Here is a 23934-nt window from a genome sequence, read left to right as displayed (position 1 = left end):
TTCTTGCGAAAAATATCCCCGCCGGAGGCATGAAATCTCTTTTGGAGCGGCACTCGATATGACGCGCGACCTGTCCCGCCTCTTTCGACCAAAATCCATCGCCGTTGTCGGTGGTGGGGTCTGGTGCGCCTCGGTGATCGAACAATGCCGCCGCATGGGTTTTGACGGGCCGATCTGGCCCGTCCACCCGCGCCGCGCCGAGATGGCGGGGCTGGGCGCCTTTCCCTCTCTCGATGATCTGCCCGAGGTGCCTGACGCCACATTTATCGGGGTCAACCGCAGCGCCACGATCGACACGGTGCGGAGCCTCAGCGCCATGGGTGCAGGTGGGGCGGTTTGTTTTGCCAGTGGTTTTCGCGAGGCGCAGGCCGAGACCGGCGATGGCGACGCGCTGCAAGACCAGCTGCTGGAGGCGGCGGGGGCGATGCCGATCATCGGGCCCAATTGCTACGGTTTCATCAACTACCTCGATGGTGCTCTGCTCTGGCCCGATCAGCATGGCGGCGCGCGCTGCGATCGCGGCGTTGCGCTGATCACCCAAAGCTCGAACATCGCCATCAATCTGACCATGCAGGCGCGCGGTCTGCCTTTGGCGTATGTTGCGACCGCCGGCAATCAGGCGCAGACCGGGCTGGCCGAGATCGGTGCGGCGCTGCTGGAGGATAGCCGCGTCACGGCGCTGGGCCTGCATATCGAGGGCATCGGAGATTTGCGCGCCTTCGAGGCGCTGGCGGATCGCGCGCGTGTGCTGGGCAAGCCCATCGTCGCGCTGAAGGTCGGCAAATCCGATCAGGCGCGCGCGGCTGCGGTGTCGCATACAGCATCGCTCGCGGGCAGCGATGCAGGGGCGCGCGCCCTCTTGCGGCGGCTGGGTGTCGCGCAGGTGGCGAGCCTGCCGGCCCTGATGGAGACGCTCAAGCTGCTGCACATGGCCGGGCCGCTCGGCTCGGACCGGATCGTGTCGATCTCTTGCTCGGGCGGCGAGGCAAGCTTGATGGCCGATGCCGCTGTCGGGAGGGGCGTGACCTTTGCTCCTCTGAGCCCCGTCCAGCACGAGGGGCTGCGCGCGGCCCTCGGGCCCATGGTGGCGCTGGCCAATCCGTTGGATTACCACACTTTCATCTGGGATGATGTCGACGCGATGACCCGAGCCTTCACCGCCGCGCTGGCGGGGGACGTGGCGCTGGGCTGTCTTGTCGTCGATTATCCGCGCACAGATAGGTGCAGCGAAGCGGCCTGGGAGTGCACCATCGCCGCAGGCGCCGCTACCGCGCGCGCAGCGGGCAAGCCGCTGGCGGTGGTCGCGACCCTGCCCGAGAACCTGAGCGAGCGGATTGCGCACCGCCTCATCGAGGCCGGGTTGATTCCGCTGCTGGGAATTGACGACGCGATGACGGCGATCGAGCTTGCGGCGGCGCTTGGCCTTCACCGACCGGCGGAACAGCCAATCCTCTTGCCCGGCGCCGCGCCGGAGGCGCGCGTGCTGAGCGAGGCCGAGAGCAAGGCCGCGCTGGCCGCGCATGGGGTTGCCGTGCCGCAGTCAGAGCGTGTCCATGCCGAAGGCGTCGAGGCTGCGGCGGCACGCGCCGCATTCCCGATCGTGCTGAAGGGCGAAGGATTTGCGCACAAGACCGAGGCGGGCGCCGTGGCGCTGAACCTCGCCGCGCCCGGCGCGGTGATCGAGGCCGCCGCGCGGATGCAGGCGCCGGGCTACCTGCTGGAGGAAATGATCACCGGCAGCATTGCCGAGCTCCTGATCGGCGTGGTGCGCGACCCGGCGCATGGCTTTGTCCTGACGCTCGCGGCGGGCGGCACGCTGACCGAGATAATGAAGGACAGTGCATCGCTGATCCTGCCTGTGTCCGAGGCGGATATCATCGGCGCGCTGGACAGTCTGCGCATCGCGCCGCTTTTGGCGGGATACCGCGGCCAGCCCGGCGTGGACCGCCCGGCCATTGTGCATGCCGTCATGGCCGTGCAGGACTACATCACCCATAACGCCCACGCGGTGCAGGAGGTCGAGATCAATCCGCTGATCTGCACGGCCACGCGCGCCGTCGCGGCAGATGCCTTAATCAGAACCGGAGAACACGCATGACCGACAGCCCGATCAAGACGACCACGCGGGGCCACGTGCTGGAAGTGACGTTGGACCGCCCCAAGGCCAATGCGATCGACCTCAACACCAGCCGCCTCATGGGCGAGGTGTTTCGCGATTTTCGCGACGATGACAATTTGCGCGCCGCGATCATCACCGGGGGCGGAGAGAAGTTCTTTTGCCCCGGATGGGATCTCAAGGGGGCAGCCGATGGCGATGCGGTCGATGGCGATTACGGCGTCGGCGGCTTTGGCGGTATCCAGGAGTTGCGCGACCTGAACAAGCCCATCGTGGCCGCCGTCAATGGCATCTGCTGTGGCGGCGGGCTGGAGCTGGCACTGGGCGCCGATATCATCCTTGCCGCCGATCACGCGCAGTTCGCGCTGCCCGAGATCAACTCGGGCACTGTTGCGGATGCGGCAAGTGTCAAGCTGCCCAAGCGGATCCCCTATCATATCGCGATGGAGATGCTGCTGACGGGCCGCTGGATCGACGCCGAAGAGGCCGCGCGCTGGGGCCTCATCAACCGCGTGGTGCCCGCCGCCGACCTGATGACCGAGGCGCGGGCGCTGGCGGGCAGGCTGGCGGGGGGGCCGCCGCTGGTTTACGCCGCGTTGAAGGAGATCGTGCGCGATGCCGAAGGCAGTGATTTTCAGACCGTGATGAACAAGATCGCGCGGAGGCAATATCCCACCGTCGACCGCCTCTACTCCTCCGAAGACCAGATGGAGGGCGCGCGCGCCTTTGCGGAAAAGCGCGATCCCGTCTGGAAGGGACGTTAGGGCGACGGCCGCCTCGCGCACTCCCCCGCCATCTCGGCGGGCGAGTGCGGGGTGGCAAAGAGGATGACACGCTTGCGTTGCAATGCTAGCGTCCAAGTATTCTTGAGCGCGGGTAAACTTAGAACGTGAAACAGACCGATATCAGTGGCCGCACGTGGCTGGTCACGCCCGATTTGCTTGGGTTGTTGGACATGGCGGGCCGATTCGTCGCGGCCAATCCGGCTTGGATGACATTGCTGGGATACGGGCAGGACGAGGTTGCGGGACGCCACTTTGCTGATCTGATCCACCCAGAAGACGTCGAAAACACGCTGAGAGTGTTCGAGCGCGTAAAAGCGGGCCAGCCGATCTTCAACTTCGTCAACCGGTATCGCTGCAAGGATGGCAGCTATCACTGGATTTCCTGGCACACAGTGCCGGAAGATGAATACTTCTTTTGCTCGGGGCGCTGCATTACCGCCGAAAAGGAAAACGAGGCTGCCCTGCGGACGCGCGACGAGGAGGCCAAGCTGCGCGAGCAGTTCATCGCCGTTCTGGGCCATGACGTGCGCAATCCCCTGGCCGCGATCAACGCCGCTGCCCGGATCATTGCGCGCAAGGCGCAAGACGGCGAGACACACGAGATGATCGCGTCAATCGAAGGATCGTCCGCCCGTATTGCGCGGCTGATCGACGATGTCATGGACTTCGCGCGCGCCCGGCTGGGCGGGGGTCTCGATATCGACCGCGAGCAGGAGTATGATGTCAAAGAAATCCTCGAGCATGTCGCCCAGGAGATTTCGCTGGCCCATCCGGATACCGAAATCGTTACCGAATATGATTTTTGCGATCCGATCCGCTGCGATGCGGGCCGCATCTCGCAGATGATTTCCAACCTTTTGGCCAACGCCGTCCTGCATGGCCAGGAGGGCGCGGTGGTCACGATGAGCGCGCAGGACCAGAAGGGGTCTTTCTACCTGTGGGTCACCAACCTCGGCGCGCCGATCCCGGACGCCGTGCGCGCCATGCTGTTCGAGCCCTTTGCGCGGGGCAATCTGGCCCAGTCGCGTCAGGGCCTTGGCCTTGGCCTGTTCATCGCGCGCGAGATCGCCCGCGCGCATGGCGGCGATCTGACCATGACCTCGGATGAGGGCAGCACAGTCTTTACCTTTCGCATGCCGCGCCTCTGACAGGCGGCGCAGGGCTCAGCCGGTGGCGATGTCGCGTTGGTCGGCGTTGCCCATCGACACCAGAAACGGCGCCTCGTCCTGCCGGATTTGAAATGCGGGCTTATCCCCGAGGCCCTGCCAGTTGCAGGCGATCAGCGATTGGGCGACAGAGCCGCCCAATGTGGTGCCGGGGCCTGCGATGATGAACATGTCCGGCGCGATTTCGCGCGCGGCGTGACGAATGGCACGCGCGAAATCGTAGGTCTGACTCACCTGCGCGCCCAGCGTGTAGTCATAGAGCGCGCCCGTATCGGTGGCGCCCGGCCACCAGATCGCGCCGCGCCCGTCGATCATCGGCACCTTCGGCTGGCCAAAGAGATCGCGCGGCAGCGCCGCGCGCCCGGCTTCGGCGATGGGGGCCATGAGATCGGTGTGAAAGGCCGCGTGATGTGGCAGGCGCATGGGAAAGCGATTGTCGATCTGCGGCACGGAAGCCTCGAACTCGGCCAGCCCCTCGGCATCGCCCGCCAGCACCAGCATCCCGCCCAGATCAATCGAAAGGCGCAGCACACCGGCGTGACCGTCGATCTGGCGGATCGTCTGTATCAGGCCCGCGCGCCGCGCGGGATCGGGGCGCCAGTCGGGGCCGGTGCAGGGATAGACCAGCTGGCCACCCGCGCCGCCCTCATGCATCAGGCGGCCCATAGTGTTGACCACCTCGAAGCCTGCCTCCGGGTCCAGCGCGCCCGCTGCGGCCAGCGCGCTATACCAGCCCAGCGAGTTACCGGTGACCGCGACCACCTCGATATCCTCGGCCAGTGCGCGCGCGTCCAGCAGCGAGCTCGCGTAGATCAGCGGCGAGGCGACATCGCCCGTCCCGTGCGTGTCCGTGCTGAACCGCGCGGCGCCATCCAGCTCGCTCAGCGGTGCCTCGCCGGCTGCGCGGCGCATGTCGTCAAAGCGCGCCAGCAGGGCATCGCCCGCGTGGTGGCGCTTGAGGTATCCCAGCTCGGCCTTGTTGTAGGTGCCCCGGCCCGGGCAGATGAGAACGGCGCGGCAGCTCATTCGACGGCCTCCCGTGCGGCGGCGATAATGGTCTCTTTCGAGGGCATCGTGGCGGCATAGGCGGGGCCGGTGGCGACAAAGCTGTCCTCGGCGGTCAGCCGCGCCACGGGCAGTTCGGCGCGTTCGACCATGAGGGCCATCAGCGCCTCGGCCTGCCCTCCGGTGCGGCGGCATTCATCGACGATGAGCACCGATTTGCAGCCGCGCACAGCCTCGAGCAGTGCCTTTTCCGGCAGGGGCGCGATCCAGCGCATGTCGATGACGCGGGCGTTTATGCCCTCCGCTGCCAGCGCCTGTTGCGCCTGCCGCGACAGGTAATGCCCGTTGCCATAGGTGACGATGGCCAGATCGCGGCCCGTGCCGTGGACGCCGACCTCACCCAGTTTGATCCGCTCATCGGGCGCGGGATAGGTGCCCATCCAGCCGCCATCGCCGGCCTCATGCAGATCGCGCATCGGGTAAAGGGCGATCGGCTCGACAAAGACGACCACGCGCTGCTCTTCGCGGGCAAGGCGCACGGCCTCGCGCAGCATCCGGGCGGCATCCGGGCCAGAGGACGGGCAGGCGACGATCAGGCCGGGAATGTCGCGCAGAACGGCGAGCGAGTTGTCATTGTGAAAATGCCCGCCGAACCCCTTTTGATAGCCCAGCCCCGCGATGCGCAGCACCATGGGGTTGGTGAACTGCCCTTGCGAAAAGAACGGCAGCGTCGCGGCTTCGCCCCTGAGCTGGTCCTCGGCGTTGTGCAGATAGGCGAGGAACTGGATCTCGGGAACGGGGACAAAGCCATTATGCGCCATGCCGATGGCAAGGCCAAGGATGCTCTGCTCGTCCAGAATGGTGTCGATCACGCGGTCGGTGCCAAAGCGCTGTTGCAGCCGCTGCGTGACGCCATAGACACCGCCCTTGCGGCCCACATCCTCGCCCATGACGGCAATCTCGCCGTGGGCGGCCATAAGATCGGTCAGCGCCCAGTTGATCAGGCGGCTCATCGGCTGCGGCTGGTCCATCTGCCGCATGTCACTGCCGAAGGCGGCCTCGCGCGCTTCGGGCGTGGGCCCGTTGGTGGGCGCGCACAGGCGGCGGGGCGGAACGATGCTGGCCATTACGTCCTGAGCCGTTTTCAGATGCGGACGCGTGGTGACCTCTGCGGCGACGCGCGCGACCCGCTCGCAGGTTTCGTCATAGATGCGCAGCGCGTCCTTGTGCGGCAGGGCGCCCGCGACATCCAGAAGGCGCACGGAATGCAGCAGCGGATCATTCGCCTCCTCGGCCTCGACCTGCGCGGTGGGCATGTAGGTCGTGGGCAGATCGGCCCCCGCATGGCCGTAAAGGCGCACCATGGTCAGGTGCAGAAACGCGGGCTTGCGATGGGTGCGCACATAGCGCGCGGCCTCGGCGGCGATCTGCGCAGTCTCGTAGAGGTCGAGGGCATTGGCGGTGAAATACTTGATGCCGGGGCGGTGGCGTATGCTGGCTGCGACCCAACCCTTGGGCGTGGGCGTCGAGATGCCGATGCCGTTATCCTCGCACACCAGCAAAAGGGGCAGGGGCACCGATTGCACGGCGGTCCAGCCTGCGGTGTTGATCGCGCCCTGCGCGGTCGAATGGTTCAGCGAGGCATCGCCGAAGGTCGCCACCGCGATCCCGTCGTGCGGCAGGCAGCGATGCTCGGGCGGGCGGCGACGGGCAAGGCCGAGGCCGTAGGCCGCGCCCACTGCCTTGGGCAGATGTGACGCGATGGTCGAGGTCTGCGGCGGGATCATCAGCGCGCGTGAGCCCAGCACCTTGTGTCGCCCGCCCGATACCGGATCCTCGGCGGCGCAAGCAAAGCTCAGCAGCATGTCCCAAAGGATCGACTGGCCGGGCACCTGACCGGCGCGTGCGATCTGAAAGGCAGCGTCACGGTAGTGCAGAAAGGCGATGTCATCGGGGCGCAGGGCATGCGCCACCGCCGCCATCCCCTCATGCCCGCTGGAGCCGATGGTATAAAAGCCTTGGCCAGCCTTCTGCATTGCCCGGCTGGTGCGGTCCAACGCGCGGCTGAGGCATTGCGCGCGATAAAGGCCGATGGCGTCCTCATGACCCAGCGAGGGCGCGGGATCCGCGCCACCGGGCAGATCGCCCGATGCGCTGCGCGTGCGGAAATTCTCGTGCACGATGTCGGCGCGGTCCATCCGGAGTGTCCTTTCAGCAGAGCTTGGCGTGCAAGCGGATTGGCCGGCACCTTGCCCGCGCCCCGCCCGCATCTCAAGCCTTGTTTTACCCATGCCCGCCCGGCTAAGTCATGGCCTCGCAATGCGGAGGACAGGCGCGCGGTGGCATCTTTGCTGAACATAACGAACGTGTCGCTGACGCTGGAGGGGCGGGCCATCCTGCGGGGTGTCACGCTTGAGGCCGATGAGGCGCGTATCGGCGTCGTCGGGCGCAACGGATCGGGCAAGAGCACGCTGGCGCGTGTCATCGCGGGATTGCAGGCGCCGGATGCGGGCCGCGTGTGCATTCACGGCGTCGATGTCGCGCGGGACCGGCGCGCGGCGATCCGCACCATCGGGATCCTGTTCCAGAACCCCGATCACCAGATCATCTTTCCGACTGTGGACGAAGAAATCGCCTTTGGCCTACAGCAGCTTGGCCAGTCCAAGGCCGAGGCGACAGAGGGCGTGCGCGCCATCCTCGCCCGCTTTGGCAAGGCGCATTGGGGCGGGGCGTCGATCCATCCGCTCAGCCAGGGGCAAAAGCAGCTTGTCTGCCTCATGTCGATCCTGGCCATGCGCCCATCGGTGATCGTGCTGGACGAGCCGTTGTCGGGCCTCGACATCCCCACGCGGATGCAACTGATGCGCTATCTGGATGGGGTGGAGGCGCAACTGATCCACATCACGCATGACCCCGCCGTGGTGGCGGGCTATGATCGCGCGGTCTGGATTGCCGAGGGGCGCATCGCCGATGACGGCGCGCCGGAGAAGGTGCTGGCGACGTTCATGTCCGAAATGGAGCGGCTGGGAGACCTCGATGATATCGCTGACCTCACCGATTGAAACCCGCGCGCATCGCTGGCCTGCGGGGGCCAAGCTGGGCGCGCTCTGCATCGCCACGATGGCGCTGTTCGCGATGGGCAGCGTGGCAGGGCATTTGGGCGCCTTTGCCGGGATGCTGGCCCTCTACGCGGCGCCGGGAATGGTGTTCTTTCGCAGCGGCATGGGCCGTCTGCGCGTGCTCTGGCCGTTTCTGGCCATCATCTTCGTCTGGCATCTGGTCACGGCCGCGCCGGGGCAGGGTGCGGTCATTGCCTTGCGGCTGATGACGGCGGTGGGCCTTGCCAATCTGGTGACGATGACGACGCGGCTGACCGATATGATCGCGGTCGTCAAATGGCTGGCCGCGCCGCTGCGCCGCTTTGGCGTCGGCACGCGCGGGCTGGAGTTGGGGATCGCGCTCGTCATCCGGTTTACCCCCATGCTGGCGGGCAAGGGCACGCAACTGGCGCGGGCGTGGCGCGCCCGATCAGCGCGCAGGCCGGGCTGGCGGATCGTGACGCCCTTTGCCCTATGCGCCATCGACGATGCCGAGCATGTGGCCGATGCGCTCAAGGCGAGGGGCGGTTTCTGACCAATTTTCGGTTGCCAGACCGCCCTGTTCTGGCGCACCTATGCGCCAAACCGCCTTTTCAGGAGCTTGCCCCATGGAACGCAATATCGCCCTCGTCGCCCTTTTTGCCGCGCTGATCGCGGCGCTCGGCGTCATTCCGCAACTGACGCTGCCCTTCGGCGTGCCGATCACGGCGCAATCGCTGGGCGTGATGCTTTGTGGCACGGTGCTGGGCGCGCGGCGCGGCACGATGGCGGTGCTTCTCTTCATGTTGCTGGTCTGCCTCGGCCTGCCGCTGCTGTCGGGCGGCCGGGGCGGGCTTGGCGTGATCGTCTCGCCCACCGGCGGCTTCTTTGTCGCCTTCCCCTTGGCGGCCTTCGTTGCGGGTCTCATCACGCAAAGTTGGCGCAGCGTGCCCTTGGCCGTGTCGGCAGGCGTAGCGGCGGCCATAGGCGGGCTGGTCCTTTATGTGTTCGGCATCATCGGGATGGCGCAGGTTCTGGGCAAGACGCTGGGTGAGGCCGCGCTGCTGGTCACTGCTTTTGTGCCGGGTGACGCGATCAAGGCGGTTCTTGCGGGGCTTATCACATCGGCGCTCTACCGGGCGCGCCCCCGCGCGGTGCTATCGCGCGGCTGAGCGCGCTGCCAGGGCGGATGTAATCCAGATGTAATCATGGACATTGCCCGTGACCGCTGATTAATTCGCGAAACTGCCGTGGGGCCGGATGCGAGGAGCATTGCCGGCCCCGCGAGATCCGTCTTACTTGGGAGGTTACCTTTATGGATCGTCGTTCCTTTATCCGCGCGGGCGCCATCGGCACCGCCGCGACCGCGCTGGCCGCACCGGCCATTGCGCAGGGCAATATCACGTGGCGCATGGTCACAACATGGCCCAAGAATTTCCCCGGCCTCGGTGTCGGCGCACAGCGCCTCGCCGACCGCATCACCGCCGCTTCGGGGGGGCGGCTGACCGTGCAGGTCTATTCCGCGGGCGAGCTGGTTCCGCCGCTTCAAAGCCTCGACGCCGTGATCGACGGCACCGCCGAGATGAGCCACGGCGCCGCCTATTACTGGCAGAACAAATCGACCGCGCTGTCGTTCTTTACCGGCGTGCCCTACGGGATGACCACAGCCGAGCTGACCGCATGGGTCCGCTTCATGGGCGGTCAGGAAATCTGGGACGAGATCTATGACCAGTTCGGCGTTCAGGGCTTCTTGTCGGGCAACACTGGCAATCAGGCAGGCGGCTGGTTCCGCGAAGAACTGACCGGCCTTTCGGACCTTGAGGGCACGCGTTTTCGCACGCCTGGCCTTGGTGGCCGTGTGTGGGAGAAACTGGGCGCGACCGTCACCAACATGGCGGGCGGCGAGATTTTCCAGGCGCTGCAATCGGGCAACCTCGATGCCGCCGAATTCGTCGGCCCCTACAACGATCTGGCCCTCGGCTTTCACCAGGTAGCCAAGCACTACTACCTGTCCAGCTTTGTCGAGCCGGGCCTCGCCACCGAGGTCGTCGTCGACAAGGCCAAGTATCAGGAGCTGCCGGACGATCTGCAGGCCCTCGTGCGCGACGTGGCGCAGGCCGAGTATGACATGGTATCAGCCGATTTCGTCGCCAACGATCCGCGCGCGCTGAAAACGCTGGTCGAAGAGCACGACGTGCAGGTGCATCAATTCCCCGATGACATAATGGAAGCAGGCGCCGACGCCGCCAAGGAGCTGATCGAAGAGCTGCGCGCCAGCGACGATCCTTTGGTCAAGAAGACGACCGAAAGCTACCTCAGCGCGCTGGCTCTGGTCCGCTCGCGAACCGAGCAGATCGACCTGCCGTTTCAGCGGGCGCGCGAAAACTTCTTTGACATCTGATGGTCTGAAACACGACCCAAACCAGAAAGGCCCGGCATCGCTGCCGGGCCTTTTTCATGTCTGGCGCTATCCCGCGATCACCTTGGGCAACCAGGTGACGATGCCGGGGAACGCAAAGAGGATCGCGATGGCCAGGATCTGCAGGCCCACGAAGGGCAGGATGCCCTTGTAGATGGCCGAGGTCGGCAGGTCCGGCGGGGCCACCCCGCGCAGGTAGAACAGCGCAAATCCAAAGGGCGGTGTCAGGAAGGATGTCTGCAGGTTCACCCCCACGATCACGCCCAGCCACACGGGATCGACATCCATCATCAAGAGGACCGGCGCGGTGATCGGGATCACGATGAAGATGATCTCGAACGTGTCGAGGATGAAGCCGAGGAAGAACATGATCGCCATGACCATGGCCACTGCCGTCAGCGTGCCACCGGGCAGATTGCTTAGGAACTCATGCACCAGGTTGTCGCCGCCCATCAGGCGAAAGACGATCGAAAAGACCGAGGCGCCCAGCAGAACGATGAACACCATCGAGGTGATCGTCGCCGTGGCAATCACCGTCTCGCGCAGGATGGTCAGGTTCAGTCGCCAGCGCAATGCAGCCAGCACCATCGCGCCCACTGCGCCGACCGATGCCGCCTCGGTCGGGGTGGCGATGCCCCCCAGGATCGAGCCGAGAACGGCGAGGATCAGGATCATCGGAGGCAGAAGCGCCGAGAAGACCTCGCCCATCAGGTCGCCGCGCTCGGCCTCGGGCACGGGCGTGGCCGGGCAAGAGGCGGGGTCGGTGATCGCCTTGAAGACCGTATAGGCGAGGTAGAGCCCGACCAGCAGGAAGCCGGGCAAGAGCGCGCCGGCGAAAAGGTCGCCCACCGATACGGCTGTGGGGGCGAAATTGCCCTTTTCCATCTGCACCTGGCTGTTGATGCCAGACAGCATGTCACCCATGAAGATAAGGACTGTCGAGGGCGGCACGATCTGGCCCAGCGTACCAGACGCGCAGATGACGCCTGTCGATAGCTTGGGGTCGTAGCCTGCGCGCAGCATCGCGGGCAGCGAGATGAGGCCCATCGTGACAACGGTGGCCCCCACGACGCCCGTCGAGGCCGCCAGCATGGCACCGACCAGGATCACCGATATACCCAGCCCGCCCCGCAGGTTGCCAAAGAGTTTGCCCATCGTCAGCAGAAGCTGTTCGGCAATGCGCGAGCGTTCGAGCATCACGCCCATAAAGATGAAGAGCGGGACCGCGACCAGCACCTCGTTGGTCATGAAGCCAATGTAGCGGTTGGGCAGCGCGCCGAAATTCGAGGGGTCGAACACGCCCAAGGCATAGCCGACCCCGCCGAACATCAGCGACACGCCCGCCAGCGTGAAGGCCACCGGAAAGCCCATCAGCAAGAAGCCGATGATGCCAAAGAACATGAGCCCGGCGAGGATCTCGCCGATCAGAATCGGATCCATCAGTGCGATCCCTCTATTGCGGCGGCGGCGGCTTCATCCGCACCGACGGGGTATTGGATACTTTCCGGCACCAGATCGCGGCGCCCCCTGAGGACAAGGATCGAGCGGCAGATCATCGCGATGCCCTGCAAGGCCAAGAGGACAACGAAGGCGATGATGAACGACTTGAGGATGAAGAGGCCGGGCATCCCGCCGACATTCGCCGACGCCTCGCTGTAGGACCAGGCGCGCAGGACGAAGGGCATGGAGTAGACATAGACGACGCTGGTGAAGGGCAGGAGGAAGATGAGCGCGCCGATCAGATCGACGGTGGCCCGCTTGCGCACCGACGCGGGGCGGTAGAAGATATCGACGCGCACATGATCGTCACGCAGCAGCGCAAACCCCGCGACGGCCGTGAACATCGCGCCGCCCAGCCAGATGTAGAGATCCTGCATCCAGACATAGCTGATGGCAAAGACATACCGCTGCACCACGACGGTAAAGCAGACCAGAACGACCCCGAGGGCCAGCCAGGAAAACACCTGCCCGACAATCCAGTTGATCCAACAGATGAGTGTGGCAATCCCGGCGATCAGTCGCATTTTTCGGCCCGCTTTCCTGTGCAAGATCCGCGCGGGGTGTTTTGACCGCGCAGGTTCGCGCCTTAAAACGTGTCGCCTGCGATCAGTCAATGCAAAGAGAGGGTCAGGCGGCACAGCCCGCACAGGATTTTGCGTGTCCTCGCGGCTTGGGCGCCAAGCAGGTGAGGGCGGCGGCGCGCATCCGGGACATGGCGCGCCTCTGGGCCCTTTGGGTGGCGCGAAAGCTGCCTGAACCTGCGCACTTGCGAGGGGCACCGAGGCCCCCGGTCTCTTTCCCGTCTCTTATCCGGCCCTTACAGATCCTTGAGCAGGCGCAGCGCGTCATAGATCGCCGCATGGGTATTGCGCGCCGAGACCGCGTCACCGATACGAAAGAGCTGAAACCGGCCTTCGGGACGCGTCCGGATGTTCTGCGGGTGCCCGGCGATCAGCGCGTCATGATCCACGGCGCCATCATTGACCGAATGTGGCCTGAGCGCATGGTAGAGCTCGTCCAGCGGCATCGTCCCGTAGTTCAGCACCACCTGGTCGTAATCCGCGTGGGTCAGCCGATCGGAATAATCCGTCCCGATGGTCGCACGCAGGCGGTTGCCCACACGCTCGACCGATTTCAGGCGCTTGGTCACCGTGAAGGTCACATCGTCGTGCTGAAGCGTCTTCATGTAGGGCAGCAGGTTCATCGCCATAACCTCGGGCGCAAAGCTGCGGTCGGGGGTCATGATCTCGACGCGCGCGCCCGCCTCGAGCGCGATCTCGGCGGCCTGAAGGCCCGCAGGATCCCCCGCTTCGTCATAGATCAGAACATCGCCCGAGGCTTTGACATCGCCCGACAGGATATCCCAGCTGGTCACGATATGGGGTTGCTCCGCATCGTTTTCATAGAGCTGCGTATGTGCCATGCCGCCCGTTGCGATGATGACAATATCGGGCGCAAGCGCGGTGACGTCTTCTGTTTCGGCGAAGGTGTTGAAGTGAAAGGACACGCCCAGCTTTTCGCATTGCGCCAGCCGCCAATCGACGATGCCCATCAGCTCGGACCGGCGCGGGGTGCGCGCGGTCAGCCGGATCTGGCCACCGGGGGCGTCCGCGGCCTCCAGCACGGTCACCTCATGGCCGCGCTCTGCCGCGACGCGCGCCGCCTCCAGCCCGCCGGGCCCTGCGCCCACGACGACCACGCGCCGGGGCGTCGGCGCGGGCGCGATGGCATGGGGCATTGTCTCCTCGCGCCCGGTGGCGGCATTGTGGATGCACAGCGCCATGCCCCCCTGATAGATCCGGTCGAGGCAGTAGTTCGCGCCGGTGCAGGGGCGGATGTCATCCTCGCGGCCCTCGGTGATCTTGCGCACGATATGCGGGTCGGCCATATGCGCGCGCGTCATGCCGACCATGTCCAGATGGCCCGCCGCGATGGCGTGCCGCGCCGTCGCCACGTCCTGAATGCGCGAGGCGTGGAAGGTGGGCAGGCCGGTCGCGCGCCGGATACCCCCGGCAAAATCGAGATGAGGCGCACTGGGCATGCCCCCGATGGGGATCATATGCGTCATCGCCGGGTCCGTATGGATGCGGCCGCGGTTGACGTTGAAGAAGTCCACCATGCCGCTGTCGCGCAGCATCAGGGCGATCTGAACGCCCTCTTCGGCGGTGATGCCGCCTTTCTCCATTTCGTCCGCCGTGCCGCGCACGCCGATGATGAAGTCGGGGCCCGTGCGCTTGCGCACTGCGCTCAGCACATCCAGCGTGAAGCGCACCCGGTTTTCCAGTGTATCGGCGCCATATGGCCCGCTGAGCGCATTGCTCAGCGGCGACCAGAAGGAATCCAGCAGGTGCCCGCCTGCATAAAGCTCGATCCCGTCCATGCCGCCCGCCTGCATGCGCTCGGCGGCATCCGCGAAATCCTCGATGATGCGCGCGATGTCCCAATCCTCCATCACCTTGGGAAAGGCGCGGTGGGCAGGCTCGCGGTGGGGGCCGGGGCTGACGGCGGGCAGCCAGTCGCCCTTGTTCCAATGCGTGCGGCGGCCCAGATGGGTCAGCTGGATCATCACGGCGCAGTCATGCTCGTGGCAGGCATCCGTCAGCTCGGTGATCCATGGCACCACCTCGTCGCGATAGGCGAGGATATTGTTGAAGACCGGCGGGCTGTCGCAGCTGACGGCAGCGGAGCCTGCGGTCATTGTAAGCGCCACGCCGCCCTTCGCGCGCTCGGCGTGATAGGCGCGGTAGCGGCCCTTGGGCATCCCGTCCTCGGGGTAGGCCGGTTCGTGACTGGTGGTCATGATCCGGTTTTTGAGAGTCAGGTGCTTGAGCTGGTAGGGCTGCAAGAGCGGGTCGGAGGTGGCGCTGTCTTTCATCGGGAATTCCTAGCAGTCGAGGACGATATCGGTCAGTGGGCGGCTGACGCAGGGCAGGATGAAGCCGCGATCGATCTCGCGCTGGCGGATGCCACCCTCATGCGCCATGGTGACCTCGCCCGAGTGTTTGAACGTCTTGCAGGTGCCGCACATGCCGCGCGCGCAGGACGAGGGCAGGGGCAGCCCCGCCGCCTTGACCGCCGCGAGGATCGTCGTCGTCTCGGCGCAGTCAAAGACCTTGCCGGAACGGGCAAACGTCACCGAGCGCAGGCGCGCATCTGCCGCAGGTGTAATCTCGGTCTCGGGCGACGAGAAGTCAAAGCTTTCCTCGCCATAGCTTTCGGATGGCACGCCCGCATCGCGCGCCGTGCTGCGCACCATCTCCATGAAGGGCTGGGGGCCGCAACAGAGAACCGTGCGCTCGGCCATGTCGGGAATAAGGCTCGTCAGCAACTCGGCATTGGGGCGCGCGGCGCCTGCCCCCCGCGTGGGGATGGGGATATGCACCAGCTGCGGCAGGCGGCGTTTGAGCAGCGCGATCTCCTCTGCCGCGATCATGTCCGCATCGGTGGGCGAGACCTGAAGCAGGACCGCATCGACGTCGATCCCGCGATCGGCTGCCGTGCGCAGCATCGACAGCATGGGGGTCACGCCGCTGCCAGCGGTGATTAGCGCATATTTGAGGCCGGGCCATGCCACGGGGCCAAAGCGGCCCGAGGGCCCGAAGGCGGTAATGCTGGCTCCGGGTGTCAGCGTGTCATGCAGATGGCCCGACGCGGCGCCATCCTGCCGCTTGACGGTGATCTCGATGCCGCCGTCGCGCGCCGCCGAGGAGGCGATGGTATAGCACCGCTCGACCGCGCCATCGGGCGTGTCGATGCGAAACGTCATGAACTGGCCGGGATCATGCTCGATCCGGCTGCCATCGGCGGTGGCCAGCAAAAAGGTGCGCACATCCGCCGTCTCGTCCCAGACGCCCTTGCAGATCAAGGGGGCCCAGGTTTCGGGCGCAAAGCGGCGGCGGCGGCGCGTGCCCCATGCCTGGGGATCGGCAGCGCTCATGTGCCAGCCCCATGGCCCGCGCCCTCTGCGGTCATGCGCTCGACATACCACGCCGCGAATTCGTCCAGCGCACGCTCGGTAAAGCGCGAGTAGGGGCCGGGGCGATAGCCCGGCGACAGCGCGCCCTTGTGCGCGAGCGCCACCAGATGCGCGTCCTCGGCATTGGTCTGCTTCCAGACCGAGGTGAGATACTCCAAGTCATAATCCTCGCCCTCGACCGCGTCGCGGTTGACCAGCCACTTCGTGCGCACCAGCGTCCGGTCGGGTCCGATGGGGAAGGCGGTAAAGATCACCGCGTGATCGGCCATCACATGGTTCCACGAATTGATCCCCCACAGATGCACATCGCCCATCCAAGGGCGCTCCGTGTCGCCCAGCGGCACCGATACGGCGGCGCGCGTGTCGGGTGTCTGGCTCTCGCCGAGGCCGGCGATGATCAGGCGCTGGGTGCGGAAATTCGTGGGCCAGCCCACGGTATGCTCGACCGCGGCATGGAGCAGACCCTCCTTGTCCCAATGGGCGCCATAGCGGGCGTAGGCATCCAGCAGCCCGTTTGCCTCGGCCTTCTCGGTCTCGGTCAGCCCGTCGGGATCATAGCCAAAATCGGCCGCATGGAAGGATAGCGACAGCTGCGGATGGTTTGACGCGCAATGATAGCATTCGCGGTTGTTCTCCATCGTCAGCTTCCAGTTTCCCTCCTCGATCACATCCTGCTCGAAGGCGATCTTGGCGTTGCGCAGATCGTAGGGGGCAAGACGCGGCTCCATCACCTGCTCCAGCTCGGTGATGTCGGGCGGGGGCGTGTCCGACAGGCAGGCATAGAGGATGCCGCCCACATCGCGCAGCGCGACAGGCTTGAGGTGGTGCAGGTCGCGCTCGAAATCGACACCCATATGTGGCGCAAGGGCCAGCGCGCCATCAAGGTCATAGGTCCATTGATGGTAGGGGCACACCAGCTTGCCCACGACCGACCGGCCCGGCGGCACCAGCCGCGCGCCCCGGTGCGAGCAGACATTGTGAAACGCCCGCAGCTGATTTGCGTCGTCCCGCAGGATCAGGATCGACGCCGGCCCGATATCCAGCGCGATGACATCGCCCGCCTCCTCGACGTCGCAGGCCACGCCGACCGCGATCCAGTGGCGCGAAAAGATCATGTCGCAATCGGCGTCGAACGCCGCCTGGCTCGTGTAAAGCGCGGCGGGCAGGGTATGGCCGGACTGGCGCGCGGCCAGCAGCCCGGCAATGGAGGTGGTGGTCAAACGGTCATCAAGCATCTTATGGCCCCTCTGTTCGCCGCCACGATAGGCGCACGCCATACACCGGACAACTGCAGAAATAATGCATGTATCCATGATCTGAAGTTATGGATATACTACATGGAAGGCGCCATCGCGTGCTTCATTTTTGCCAGAAGGGTCCGCTGAACTCATGCATCGTTTGCGCCGCTCCCTGCCGTCTTTGACGGCGCTTGTCGCTTTCGAGGCGGCGGCGCGTCATGCCAGCTTTACCGTGGCCGCCGGTGAGCTTGGCGTGACGCAGGCGGCGGTCAGCAGGCGGATCAGCGCGCTGGAGCAAGAGATTGGTCGCGCGCTTTTTGACCGACGCAACCGCCGCGTCTTTCTGACCGAGGCAGGCCAGGAGCTGTTCGCCTCGGTGCGCGCCTCCTTCGATACGCTGGCCAATACGCTCGATACGCTGCGCGGGCCCGCCATGAAGGTGACGGTGGCCGTCTCGGTGGCGTTCGGCCATTTTCGCCTGCTGCCACTGCTCGCGTCGTTTCGCGACGCCGAACCCGAGATCGACCTGCGCGTCATCTCGGAGGATGCATGGCTGGCGCCCGATGATCGGCAGATCGATCTGGCCGTGCGCTATGGCAAGCCGCCATTTCGCGGTATGAGGGTCGTCGGGTCGATCCCGGACACGGTCGTACCGATGTGCGCACCCGCCATGGCTCAGCGCCTTGGGCCGCTGACACTGGCCGATCTGGCGCGCCGCACCGATATTGCCAAGATCGACAGCACCTCACCCGAGCCAAGCTGGCTCAACTGGGCGGGCTGGTTTCAGCAGTCGGGTTGGCGGGATGGCTTTGATGGGGCCAAGCTGCGATTCAGCAGCTATAGCGATGCCGCCTATGCGGCGATGGCCGGCGAGGGGGTTGCGCTGGGGTGGACGCATCTTCTTGAGCGCCCCTTGGCCGATGGCCGTCTCACCGCACTGAGCCTGCCACCTTTGACGCCCAAGGAACGCCACTATGTGCTCGTCCCGGCAACGCGAAACCCCGCGCGCGAGGTCGACGCCTTCTCCCGCTGGCTGGTCGGGGGCAGTTCCGCCTCCGCTTGAGTAAGGCCCACAGCGCCACCTTGAGCGATCGGGTCACGCTGCGGTGTTCCGGCGACATCCATGGAGGTCGTTGGAGAGCGAAGGCCGACGCGCCGACCGCTGTCAGGCGTATTGCCGGCCCCGCCAACTCGCCGGCGCGTTCCTTCCCGGCGCGTCAAACGAAGCGTTCCTGCACTGATGGAGTGCCCAAATCCTTCGAAAATCATTGTATTTCCGAGGTTTCAGGCCTGAACTCTGCACCTCAGAAGCTTTTTGGATGGTCAGGCAGTTTGGTCTTGTAATCCCCAGGTTCGCTTGGTTATACGCGTCAGTGGAGACGTGGCCGAGTGGTCGAAGGCGCTCCCCTGCTAAGGGAGTAGGCCCGGAAGGGTCTCGTGGGTTCGAATCCCATCGTCTCCGCCATAAACCTACATAAGCGCTTGAAATAAAGATGTTATTACTGGCGCCGCCTTTGTTTGCCACCATCCTTGTGGCCAAAGAGATTGCATTGTAGTGCCACTAATTGCAGTCATCTGCATCCCGATCACTATGGATGAGCTTCCCACACCCGACCGCAGAGGTGTTGCTGAATTGATACATTGCGCCGATAAGTAAGCTAAATTGAGCTCACCGCCCGGCGGTTCGCTATAGACTAGGTGCTGAGCAGGTTTGTCCGCACAAACTTGGGTCAGCGTTCAAAACCTTGACCTAGGATTAATGCTCATGAACTCCCTTAGTGAAAACCTCTACCTATCTGTCGACCAGGTTGCCGCTCGTTTTGGCGTGTCGAAGGATTCAATCTGGCGCTGGAAGCGCGAAGGCGACTTCCCGGCCGCCGTCAAGCTCGGGGGCACGACCACGCGCTGGCGCCTCAGTGACATTGAGGAGTGGGAAGGGCAGCTGGTCTGCGGCTTCGTAACCAGCCTCGACTTTGAGCCCGTCGGCATGACGCTGGGCTGAGGCCTCTCCAAGCATCCTGACATCAATAAGGCCTGCGCCAAGGCGCGGCCTCAGCCCTCCCGCCACCGGCGCGTGTCCTCCCGCGCTGGTCTCTCCAGTTATGTTCAAAATGAAAGCACCCCCATGTCAGACATCGTAAACCGCACACCGAACGACGCACCGAACAAGAACGTGCTGCCCTTCCACACCGACACTAGGGAAGCAGCGGCCACATCCACCCCTGCGGCCACATCCACCCCGGCAGCCGCCGCGACGGCCATCACCCTGCAGCGCGATGACGTATTCGCCTCGGATGGCCCGCCCTTAGGTTACATCTCCGACGAAAATGGCATCCATGAACTGCGAGAAAACAAGGACGGCGATGTAGTGTCCACACGCATCTGCTCTCCGATCGTCATGAAGGGGCGGTGCCGGAATGCTGCCAGCCGTGGATGGGGTCGCGTGCTTGCCGTTCAGGACCCGGACGGCAAATGGCACGAGTTGGTGATTAGCAAGCAGCAGCTCAATAAGTCGGCGAACGCGGCTCTGGCTCCTCTCTTCGACGTGGGCTTCGAACTGGCACCGGTCGACAAGGCGGCTGAGAGCGTGATGGTTCTCCTGCGCTCGTGGCAGCCCGATGCTCAGTATCTTCGTTTCGATCGCCTCGGGTGGACCACCGATCGGCATGATGCGTTCGTGCTCGGGAACGGTCATGTGATCGGCGACGCACTGGTAGTCACTGACAGTGTATCTGATGAGCTGATGGCGGCAATCCATAGCAAGGGCACGCTCACAGCATGGAAAAAGGCGGTCGCGGCGCCCTGCATCGAAAATCCGCTCATGATGCTAGCGGTGTCTCACGCCTTCACGGGGCCGCTGTTGTCCATCCTCGGGTTGAACGGAGGCGGGTTTCATCTGCGCGGATTATCCTCGCGCGGCAAATCGACAATTCAATATGTCGCCGCCTCTGTCTGGGGTGAGCGCGCACTGCTGCAGAGCTGGGATGGAACGCCGAGTGGCTTTGAGGGGATCGCGGCTGCATTTAATGATACCTTCTTGAACATCGAGGAGTTGCACAAAGCTGATCCGAGGACGATCGGAGACACTGTCTACAAGCTGGCTGACGGAGAGGGTCGGCTCAGGGCAAAATCGAATGGGACCCTGCAGACATCACAGCGTTGGCGTGTGCCCCTTCTGTCGAGCGGCGAGGTCTCTCTCGAAGACCACATGGCCAGCGCCGGTCGCAAGATATTTGCAGGCCAAGACGTGCGTCTGATCAATCTCGAAGCGGACTGTCGGGCGCATGGTGCATTCGACACCTTGCACGGTGCGTCCAGTGCCAAGGCCTTTGCGGAGCGGGTCGATCGCGCCTGCCTAAAGACCTACGGTCATGCCGGGCCGCAGTTCGTGGGGGCCATAATGAGGAACACTCATAAGAAAGAAAACTGGCGGTCCGTCATCGATGGTTTCTGCCGTGATACCGCGAAAAAGGCCGACGTGCCGCCTCACGATGGACAGGTGCATCGCGTCTTGGTCCGCTTCGCCGTTGCGGCACTCGCGGGGGAGTTGGCCACGAAACTCGGACTGACTGACTGGTCGGTGGGCGCTGCCAACGCGGCAGCAAGGGAGATGTTTCTGGAGTGGTTTGAGAACCGGGAGGGCACAACAAACAAAGAGATCAGTGCGGCAGTGCAGCGCACACAGGACTATGTTTCAAAGCACCCTGATCGGTTCCAGACGATCGACACCAGAGACCATGATCCGATAGACGGCTGGCGGGACCAAGGCTGGTTCTACATCCGGCCCGACTGCTGGCAGGCGATGCATCCGGAGCACGACCCGGTCGAGATGGCTCGCTTGCATGCAAACGGCGGCCTGCTGAAAACCCAGAAAGGTGGCGGTTATCAGGTGCGAATGGGAAGGAACATCCCGGGTCGCCCTAGGGCATATGCTGTTCATGCCTCCAAGATCCTCGGAGCGGCCGAGGCCTGACCGACGATCCGACTAGGGGCTTGATAAGAGAGAGGCGAAGAGCCTCTCTCATCCATCACCTTTCACCCTCAGAACATTTTGGCCACGTGGACCAGGCGGACCGATTGGACCGAGAAAACGTTTTAAATTCAATGTGGTCCGACTGGTCCAACTGGTCCGGCCGACGCATCTTCCGTTTCATCTCCCAAGCAGCCCCAAGCACAGAGTCGCTATAAATATGACATGCAGCGCGTGCTGCGTCACATAATGAGAGAGAGCGATGACCAAGAAGCCGCATGAAGATACGAAGCTCGCAAAATACATAGAGCGTCGGGTGCTTGAACTGAAATCGAGGAAATCCCAGCTGCAGATCGCAAACGAGGCAGGCTTTCCCAATCCGAATATGGTGAGCATGATCAAAAATGGCGCCAGCAAGTTGGCCATAGATCGTGTGCCGTCGATGGCTCGCGCAGTGGATTGCGATCCGGGCTACCTGATGCGGCTGGCCCTCGAGCAGGCAGTAGGCGATACGGCTGCGGCCGCCATCATCGAGACTTTCGGGACCCCGACCACGGCTAACGAACTCGGCTGGCTTCAGGAGATCCGCGATGCGTCTGATCACAGTGATCCTCGCATGACCGCAAGAAGTCGAAATACCATCCGTGGGATCTTCGGCAAGTGAATGGCGACATGACAGTCAACAAGCACCCCGCAGCAAACAGGGGGTTGGCCCATAAGGGCCGGCCCACCTTTGGTCCCGCGGAGCTGACCGAAAACGAAATCGCCTGGGTGGAATTCTTGCGTTTGGTCACCGATGGAAGTGATCCGGGGCCGACATTCCGGCGAGTGTATCTGTTGCGGCGCATTCTGCGCTCTTGGAGACGAGACAAAGCTCCTAGAGCGCGTTTGTAACAAACCGACTCATTCGTGATGGTCGGTTGGTTGCATGTGGTTGCGTTTTGGTTGCGTTTTGGTTGCCATCCGGTTGCATAAGGGGTCTCTGAACCGTGAAAATGGTTGCATACTTGGCGATATCTGGTCCCTGCGGTTGACATTTTTCGCCAGAGGCAACCATTCATTGCGTTTTTTAACAATAGCTTACGCCGGATCGTGGTTGCATAAAGTGGCAAAAGACGGTTTTTTTTTGGGGAGGTTTCGATGCTCTGCAGTCGAGGAGCAAAGGGCTAGAATTGGCGAAAGGAGGATTGGCTCATAAAGGCTGCGCTGGTCGCGAACGCTCGGGCGGTCCTGTCCTCCATGCTGAGTGGCTTGAGGTTGTTGCCCCAGCCTCCAAGCCGCCGACCTTATAGCATTCATCCAAATCTGCCTTTGAGCGCAGGGCAGCGCAATTCTGCCCACGTCTAGGTCACTGCTCTAATGCCTCGTTTCCATCAAAGTTGCGACGTTGGAATGCCGCTCATCCGAGCAGGCTCTGGTCGTGGTTAGCACGAGCACTTCGAAGCCTGGCTGTAAGTTTTAACAAGCGCGCCTCCTACTTCGGCAACATGAAGAACTCTTCGCGGCTGATCTTGCCATCCTCGACCGTATAAACCGCGATTTCGCACAAATTCATTTGCTGACCCGTGGCTTTCTGCGTCACCTCCACCTCGAACCGCACTGCAAACCGGTTGGGCGGATGGACATAGGGCCCATCTGCGTCAAGCTTGTGGATCTCATGCGATGACGCCCAATCCGTCCGCTTCGCTTTGATCGCACCCCGGCCCTTGGCAATACGCACATCTCGATTGGGAGGCACGACCGCCTCGACCGACTGCGCGTTCTCGGCATAGACTTCGTCGACATGCTCGATGCCGCGACCATCCCGCATCGCCTGAACGAATTCCCGTCCGAGTTCGACTAGATATTCCATAGCACTCCTCCTATTTCCACCACCGACCGTGGCACGGCTGGTCAGCGCGCAATTTGACCGGGATCAAGGTCCATGAGGTAATTCGCTCAATCAGCGTAGCTGACAACCGACGCGATCGACACAAAGATCAGTAAGGCGCGGAGTTGCCAAGTGATCCAGCTCCTGTTTCACCGGACACTTAAGCGGTTTCGGTTTTGGCCCTGATGAAATCGCGAGGCGAGCGCCATTTCAGGCTGCTGTGTGGGTGGTTCTCATTATAGTCTTCGATCCAGTCTCCTATCAATCTCAGCACAGTGTCAGCGTCTGGCAACGGATTTACGTGGACGTAGTCGCGCTTGAACGTTTTCAGGAAGGCTTCTGACATGCCGTTGGATTGCGGGCTGGCGACCAGCGTGAAGCATGGCCTGGTCACGCTATCATCCCCAGTCAACGCAATGCTGCCTCCTTCAAGCATCAGTTTACGCCAACGATACAGCAGATTGGGGGACACGCCATTACGACGGACAACGGCGGATATGTGTCGAATTCGTGCTAGCCTGTTGCGGCTCGCTTGCGCAGGCCGAAGAGCCGGTTTGTGAACTCCATGCCGTCGTCAGCCGAGGAGAAACGTGATCATCCGGGATGGAACACTTAACCTTATCGTCACAGCGCCCCCTCACCTTCACACCGCAAAATAGAGTGCTGGTGAAATTTTATTACCACCAATCACAATCCTGTGTTACGAAAATATGTCTGAAGGCAGCCGCAAGAGCTTGCAGACACGTCATAGGGAGATGAGACAGTGGACGGTAACCTCAATGCACTCACGACCATTTTCACCGAGTTCTACT

The 23934-nt window shown here is 63.6% G+C and carries 19 protein-coding genes, 1 tRNA gene and 1 pseudogene; 12 read left to right on the top strand and 9 right to left on the bottom strand.

Annotated features, from left to right (window positions below; translation table 11 throughout):
• Window positions 1-58: 58 nt before the first annotated feature.
• From V8352_RS13960 to V8352_RS13950, 3 genes are all read left to right on the top strand, one after another.
• Window positions 59-2098 (top strand): acetate--CoA ligase family protein, encoded by a 2040-nt coding sequence (locus tag V8352_RS13960; protein ID WP_336424909.1) that lies wholly within the window; start codon window positions 59-61, stop codon window positions 2096-2098.
• Entirely contained in the window at window positions 2095-2880 is a 786-nt protein-coding gene (locus V8352_RS13955; protein WP_336424908.1) for a carnitinyl-CoA dehydratase, read from the top strand. Before V8352_RS13960 ends, V8352_RS13955 begins: the two co-directional genes overlap by 4 nt.
• A gap of 125 nt (window positions 2881-3005) precedes the next feature.
• The gene (locus V8352_RS13950; protein WP_336424907.1) at window positions 3006-4049 is read left to right on the top strand and encodes a PAS domain-containing sensor histidine kinase; all 1044 of its coding nucleotides are present in this window, start codon (window positions 3006-3008) and stop codon (window positions 4047-4049) included.
• A 15-nt stretch (window positions 4050-4064) separates the two neighbouring features.
• Here V8352_RS13950 and V8352_RS13945 read toward each other — a convergent pair whose 3' ends face one another.
• Window positions 4065-5093: an ACP S-malonyltransferase gene (locus tag V8352_RS13945; RefSeq protein WP_336424906.1), complete on the bottom strand. Its 1029-nt coding sequence runs from the start codon at window positions 5091-5093 to the stop codon at window positions 4065-4067.
• Entirely contained in the window at window positions 5090-7270 is a 2181-nt protein-coding gene (locus V8352_RS13940) for a thiamine pyrophosphate-dependent enzyme (protein ID WP_336424905.1), read from the bottom strand. The genes V8352_RS13945 and V8352_RS13940 overlap by 4 nt, the downstream gene beginning before the upstream one ends.
• Window positions 7271-7411: 141 nt before the next feature.
• Here V8352_RS13940 and V8352_RS13935 point away from each other — a divergent pair, with 141 nt between their 5' ends.
• The 4 genes from V8352_RS13935 to V8352_RS13920 all read left to right on the top strand — a co-directional run bounded on the left by V8352_RS13935 (window position 7412) and on the right by V8352_RS13920 (window position 10550).
• Window positions 7412-8134 carry an energy-coupling factor ABC transporter ATP-binding protein gene (locus tag V8352_RS13935; RefSeq protein WP_336424904.1) on the top strand — a complete coding sequence of 241 codons (723 nt, stop codon included), beginning with the start codon at window positions 7412-7414 and terminating at the stop codon, window positions 8132-8134.
• Window positions 8109-8705 carry an energy-coupling factor transporter transmembrane protein EcfT gene (locus V8352_RS13930; protein ID WP_336424903.1) on the top strand — a complete coding sequence of 199 codons (597 nt, stop codon included), beginning with the start codon at window positions 8109-8111 and terminating at the stop codon, window positions 8703-8705. Before V8352_RS13935 ends, V8352_RS13930 begins: the two co-directional genes overlap by 26 nt.
• Window positions 8706-8778: 73 nt before the next feature.
• Window positions 8779-9321: a biotin transporter BioY gene (locus V8352_RS13925; RefSeq protein WP_336424902.1), complete on the top strand. Its 543-nt coding sequence runs from the start codon at window positions 8779-8781 to the stop codon at window positions 9319-9321.
• A gap of 143 nt (window positions 9322-9464) precedes the next feature.
• On the top strand, window positions 9465-10550 hold the full coding sequence (locus V8352_RS13920) for a TRAP transporter substrate-binding protein (protein ID WP_336424901.1): 1086 nt from the start codon (window positions 9465-9467) through the stop codon (window positions 10548-10550).
• A gap of 66 nt (window positions 10551-10616) precedes the next feature.
• Here V8352_RS13920 and V8352_RS13915 read toward each other — a convergent pair whose 3' ends face one another.
• From V8352_RS13915 to V8352_RS13895, 5 genes are all read right to left on the bottom strand, one after another.
• Complete coding sequence (locus V8352_RS13915) at window positions 10617-12008, bottom strand: TRAP transporter large permease (protein WP_336424900.1); 1392 nt, start codon at window positions 12006-12008, stop codon at window positions 10617-10619.
• Complete coding sequence (locus V8352_RS13910) at window positions 12008-12592, bottom strand: TRAP transporter small permease subunit (RefSeq protein WP_336424899.1); 585 nt, start codon at window positions 12590-12592, stop codon at window positions 12008-12010. Before V8352_RS13910 ends, V8352_RS13915 begins: the two co-directional genes overlap by 1 nt.
• A 293-nt stretch (window positions 12593-12885) precedes the next feature.
• A complete protein-coding gene (locus V8352_RS13905) occupies window positions 12886-14943 on the bottom strand; it encodes an NADH:flavin oxidoreductase (RefSeq protein WP_336424898.1) in 2058 nt (685 codons plus the stop codon).
• 9 nt (window positions 14944-14952) lie between these two features.
• Window positions 14953-16005, bottom strand: a complete 1053-nt coding sequence (locus V8352_RS13900; protein ID WP_336424897.1) for a flavin reductase family protein — start codon at window positions 16003-16005, stop codon at window positions 14953-14955.
• Entirely contained in the window at window positions 16002-17279 is a 1278-nt protein-coding gene (locus V8352_RS13895; RefSeq protein ID WP_336424896.1) for an aromatic ring-hydroxylating oxygenase subunit alpha, read from the bottom strand. Before V8352_RS13895 ends, V8352_RS13900 begins: the two co-directional genes overlap by 4 nt.
• A gap of 154 nt (window positions 17280-17433) precedes the next feature.
• Between V8352_RS13895 and V8352_RS13890 the strand changes: the two genes are divergently transcribed.
• The 5 genes from V8352_RS13890 (at window position 17434) to V8352_RS13870 (ending at window position 21916) form a co-directional block, all read left to right on the top strand.
• Entirely contained in the window at window positions 17434-18345 is a 912-nt protein-coding gene (locus V8352_RS13890; protein WP_336424895.1) for a LysR substrate-binding domain-containing protein, read from the top strand.
• A gap of 312 nt (window positions 18346-18657) precedes the next feature.
• A tRNA-Ser gene (locus V8352_RS13885) sits at window positions 18658-18747 on the top strand.
• A 300-nt stretch (window positions 18748-19047) separates the two neighbouring features.
• Window positions 19048-19284 (top strand): helix-turn-helix transcriptional regulator, encoded by a 237-nt coding sequence (locus tag V8352_RS13880; RefSeq protein ID WP_336424894.1) that lies wholly within the window; start codon window positions 19048-19050, stop codon window positions 19282-19284.
• A gap of 123 nt (window positions 19285-19407) precedes the next feature.
• Window positions 19408-21255: a DUF927 domain-containing protein gene (locus V8352_RS13875; protein ID WP_336424893.1), complete on the top strand. Its 1848-nt coding sequence runs from the start codon at window positions 19408-19410 to the stop codon at window positions 21253-21255.
• Between the two features lie 259 nt (window positions 21256-21514).
• The gene (locus tag V8352_RS13870) at window positions 21515-21916 is read left to right on the top strand and encodes an XRE family transcriptional regulator (RefSeq protein ID WP_336424892.1); all 402 of its coding nucleotides are present in this window, start codon (window positions 21515-21517) and stop codon (window positions 21914-21916) included.
• Between the two features lie 810 nt (window positions 21917-22726).
• Here the strand turns inward: V8352_RS13870 and V8352_RS13865 are convergent.
• Together V8352_RS13865 and V8352_RS13860 are read right to left on the bottom strand one after the other, a co-directional pair.
• On the bottom strand, window positions 22727-23104 hold the full coding sequence (locus V8352_RS13865) for a nuclear transport factor 2 family protein (RefSeq protein WP_336424891.1): 378 nt from the start codon (window positions 23102-23104) through the stop codon (window positions 22727-22729).
• Window positions 23105-23282: 178 nt separating this feature from the next.
• Window positions 23283-23510 (bottom strand): annotated as a pseudogene (locus V8352_RS13860) (integrase core domain-containing protein); the annotation flags it as partial.
• Between the last annotated feature and the right edge of the window lie 424 nt (window positions 23511-23934).

It is taken from the genome of Roseovarius sp. D0-M9 (assembly GCF_037083805.1).
Taxonomy (GTDB): Bacteria; Pseudomonadota; Alphaproteobacteria; order Rhodobacterales; family Rhodobacteraceae; genus Roseovarius.
The sequence above is the reverse complement of the archived record's forward strand: the minus strand, read 5'-3'. Positions and strand labels throughout refer to the sequence as shown.

Coding starts and splice junctions, on each gene's coding strand:
- V8352_RS13955 (WP_336424908.1), top strand. CDS start 2,095: ATGACCGACAGCCCGATCAAGACGACCACGCGGGGCCACGTGCTGGAA.
- V8352_RS13930 (WP_336424903.1), top strand. CDS start 8,109: ATGATATCGCTGACCTCACCGATTGAAACCCGCGCGCATCGCTGGCCT.
- V8352_RS13925 (WP_336424902.1), top strand. CDS start 8,779: ATGGAACGCAATATCGCCCTCGTCGCCCTTTTTGCCGCGCTGATCGCG.
- V8352_RS13865 (WP_336424891.1), bottom strand. CDS start 23,104: ATGGAATATCTAGTCGAACTCGGACGGGAATTCGTTCAGGCGATGCGG.
- V8352_RS13940 (WP_336424905.1), bottom strand. CDS start 7,270: ATGGACCGCGCCGACATCGTGCACGAGAATTTCCGCACGCGCAGCGCA.
- V8352_RS13895 (WP_336424896.1), bottom strand. CDS start 17,279: ATGCTTGATGACCGTTTGACCACCACCTCCATTGCCGGGCTGCTGGCC.
- V8352_RS13920 (WP_336424901.1), top strand. CDS start 9,465: ATGGATCGTCGTTCCTTTATCCGCGCGGGCGCCATCGGCACCGCCGCG.
- V8352_RS13900 (WP_336424897.1), bottom strand. CDS start 16,005: ATGAGCGCTGCCGATCCCCAGGCATGGGGCACGCGCCGCCGCCGCCGC.
- V8352_RS13905 (WP_336424898.1), bottom strand. CDS start 14,943: ATGAAAGACAGCGCCACCTCCGACCCGCTCTTGCAGCCCTACCAGCTC.
- V8352_RS13910 (WP_336424899.1), bottom strand. CDS start 12,592: ATGCGACTGATCGCCGGGATTGCCACACTCATCTGTTGGATCAACTGG.
- V8352_RS13915 (WP_336424900.1), bottom strand. CDS start 12,008: ATGGATCCGATTCTGATCGGCGAGATCCTCGCCGGGCTCATGTTCTTT.
- V8352_RS13960 (WP_336424909.1), top strand. CDS start 59: ATGACGCGCGACCTGTCCCGCCTCTTTCGACCAAAATCCATCGCCGTT.
- V8352_RS13945 (WP_336424906.1), bottom strand. CDS start 5,093: ATGAGCTGCCGCGCCGTTCTCATCTGCCCGGGCCGGGGCACCTACAAC.
- V8352_RS13890 (WP_336424895.1), top strand. CDS start 17,434: ATGCATCGTTTGCGCCGCTCCCTGCCGTCTTTGACGGCGCTTGTCGCT.
- V8352_RS13875 (WP_336424893.1), top strand. CDS start 19,408: ATGTCAGACATCGTAAACCGCACACCGAACGACGCACCGAACAAGAAC.
- V8352_RS13870 (WP_336424892.1), top strand. CDS start 21,515: ATGACCAAGAAGCCGCATGAAGATACGAAGCTCGCAAAATACATAGAG.
- V8352_RS13880 (WP_336424894.1), top strand. CDS start 19,048: ATGAACTCCCTTAGTGAAAACCTCTACCTATCTGTCGACCAGGTTGCC.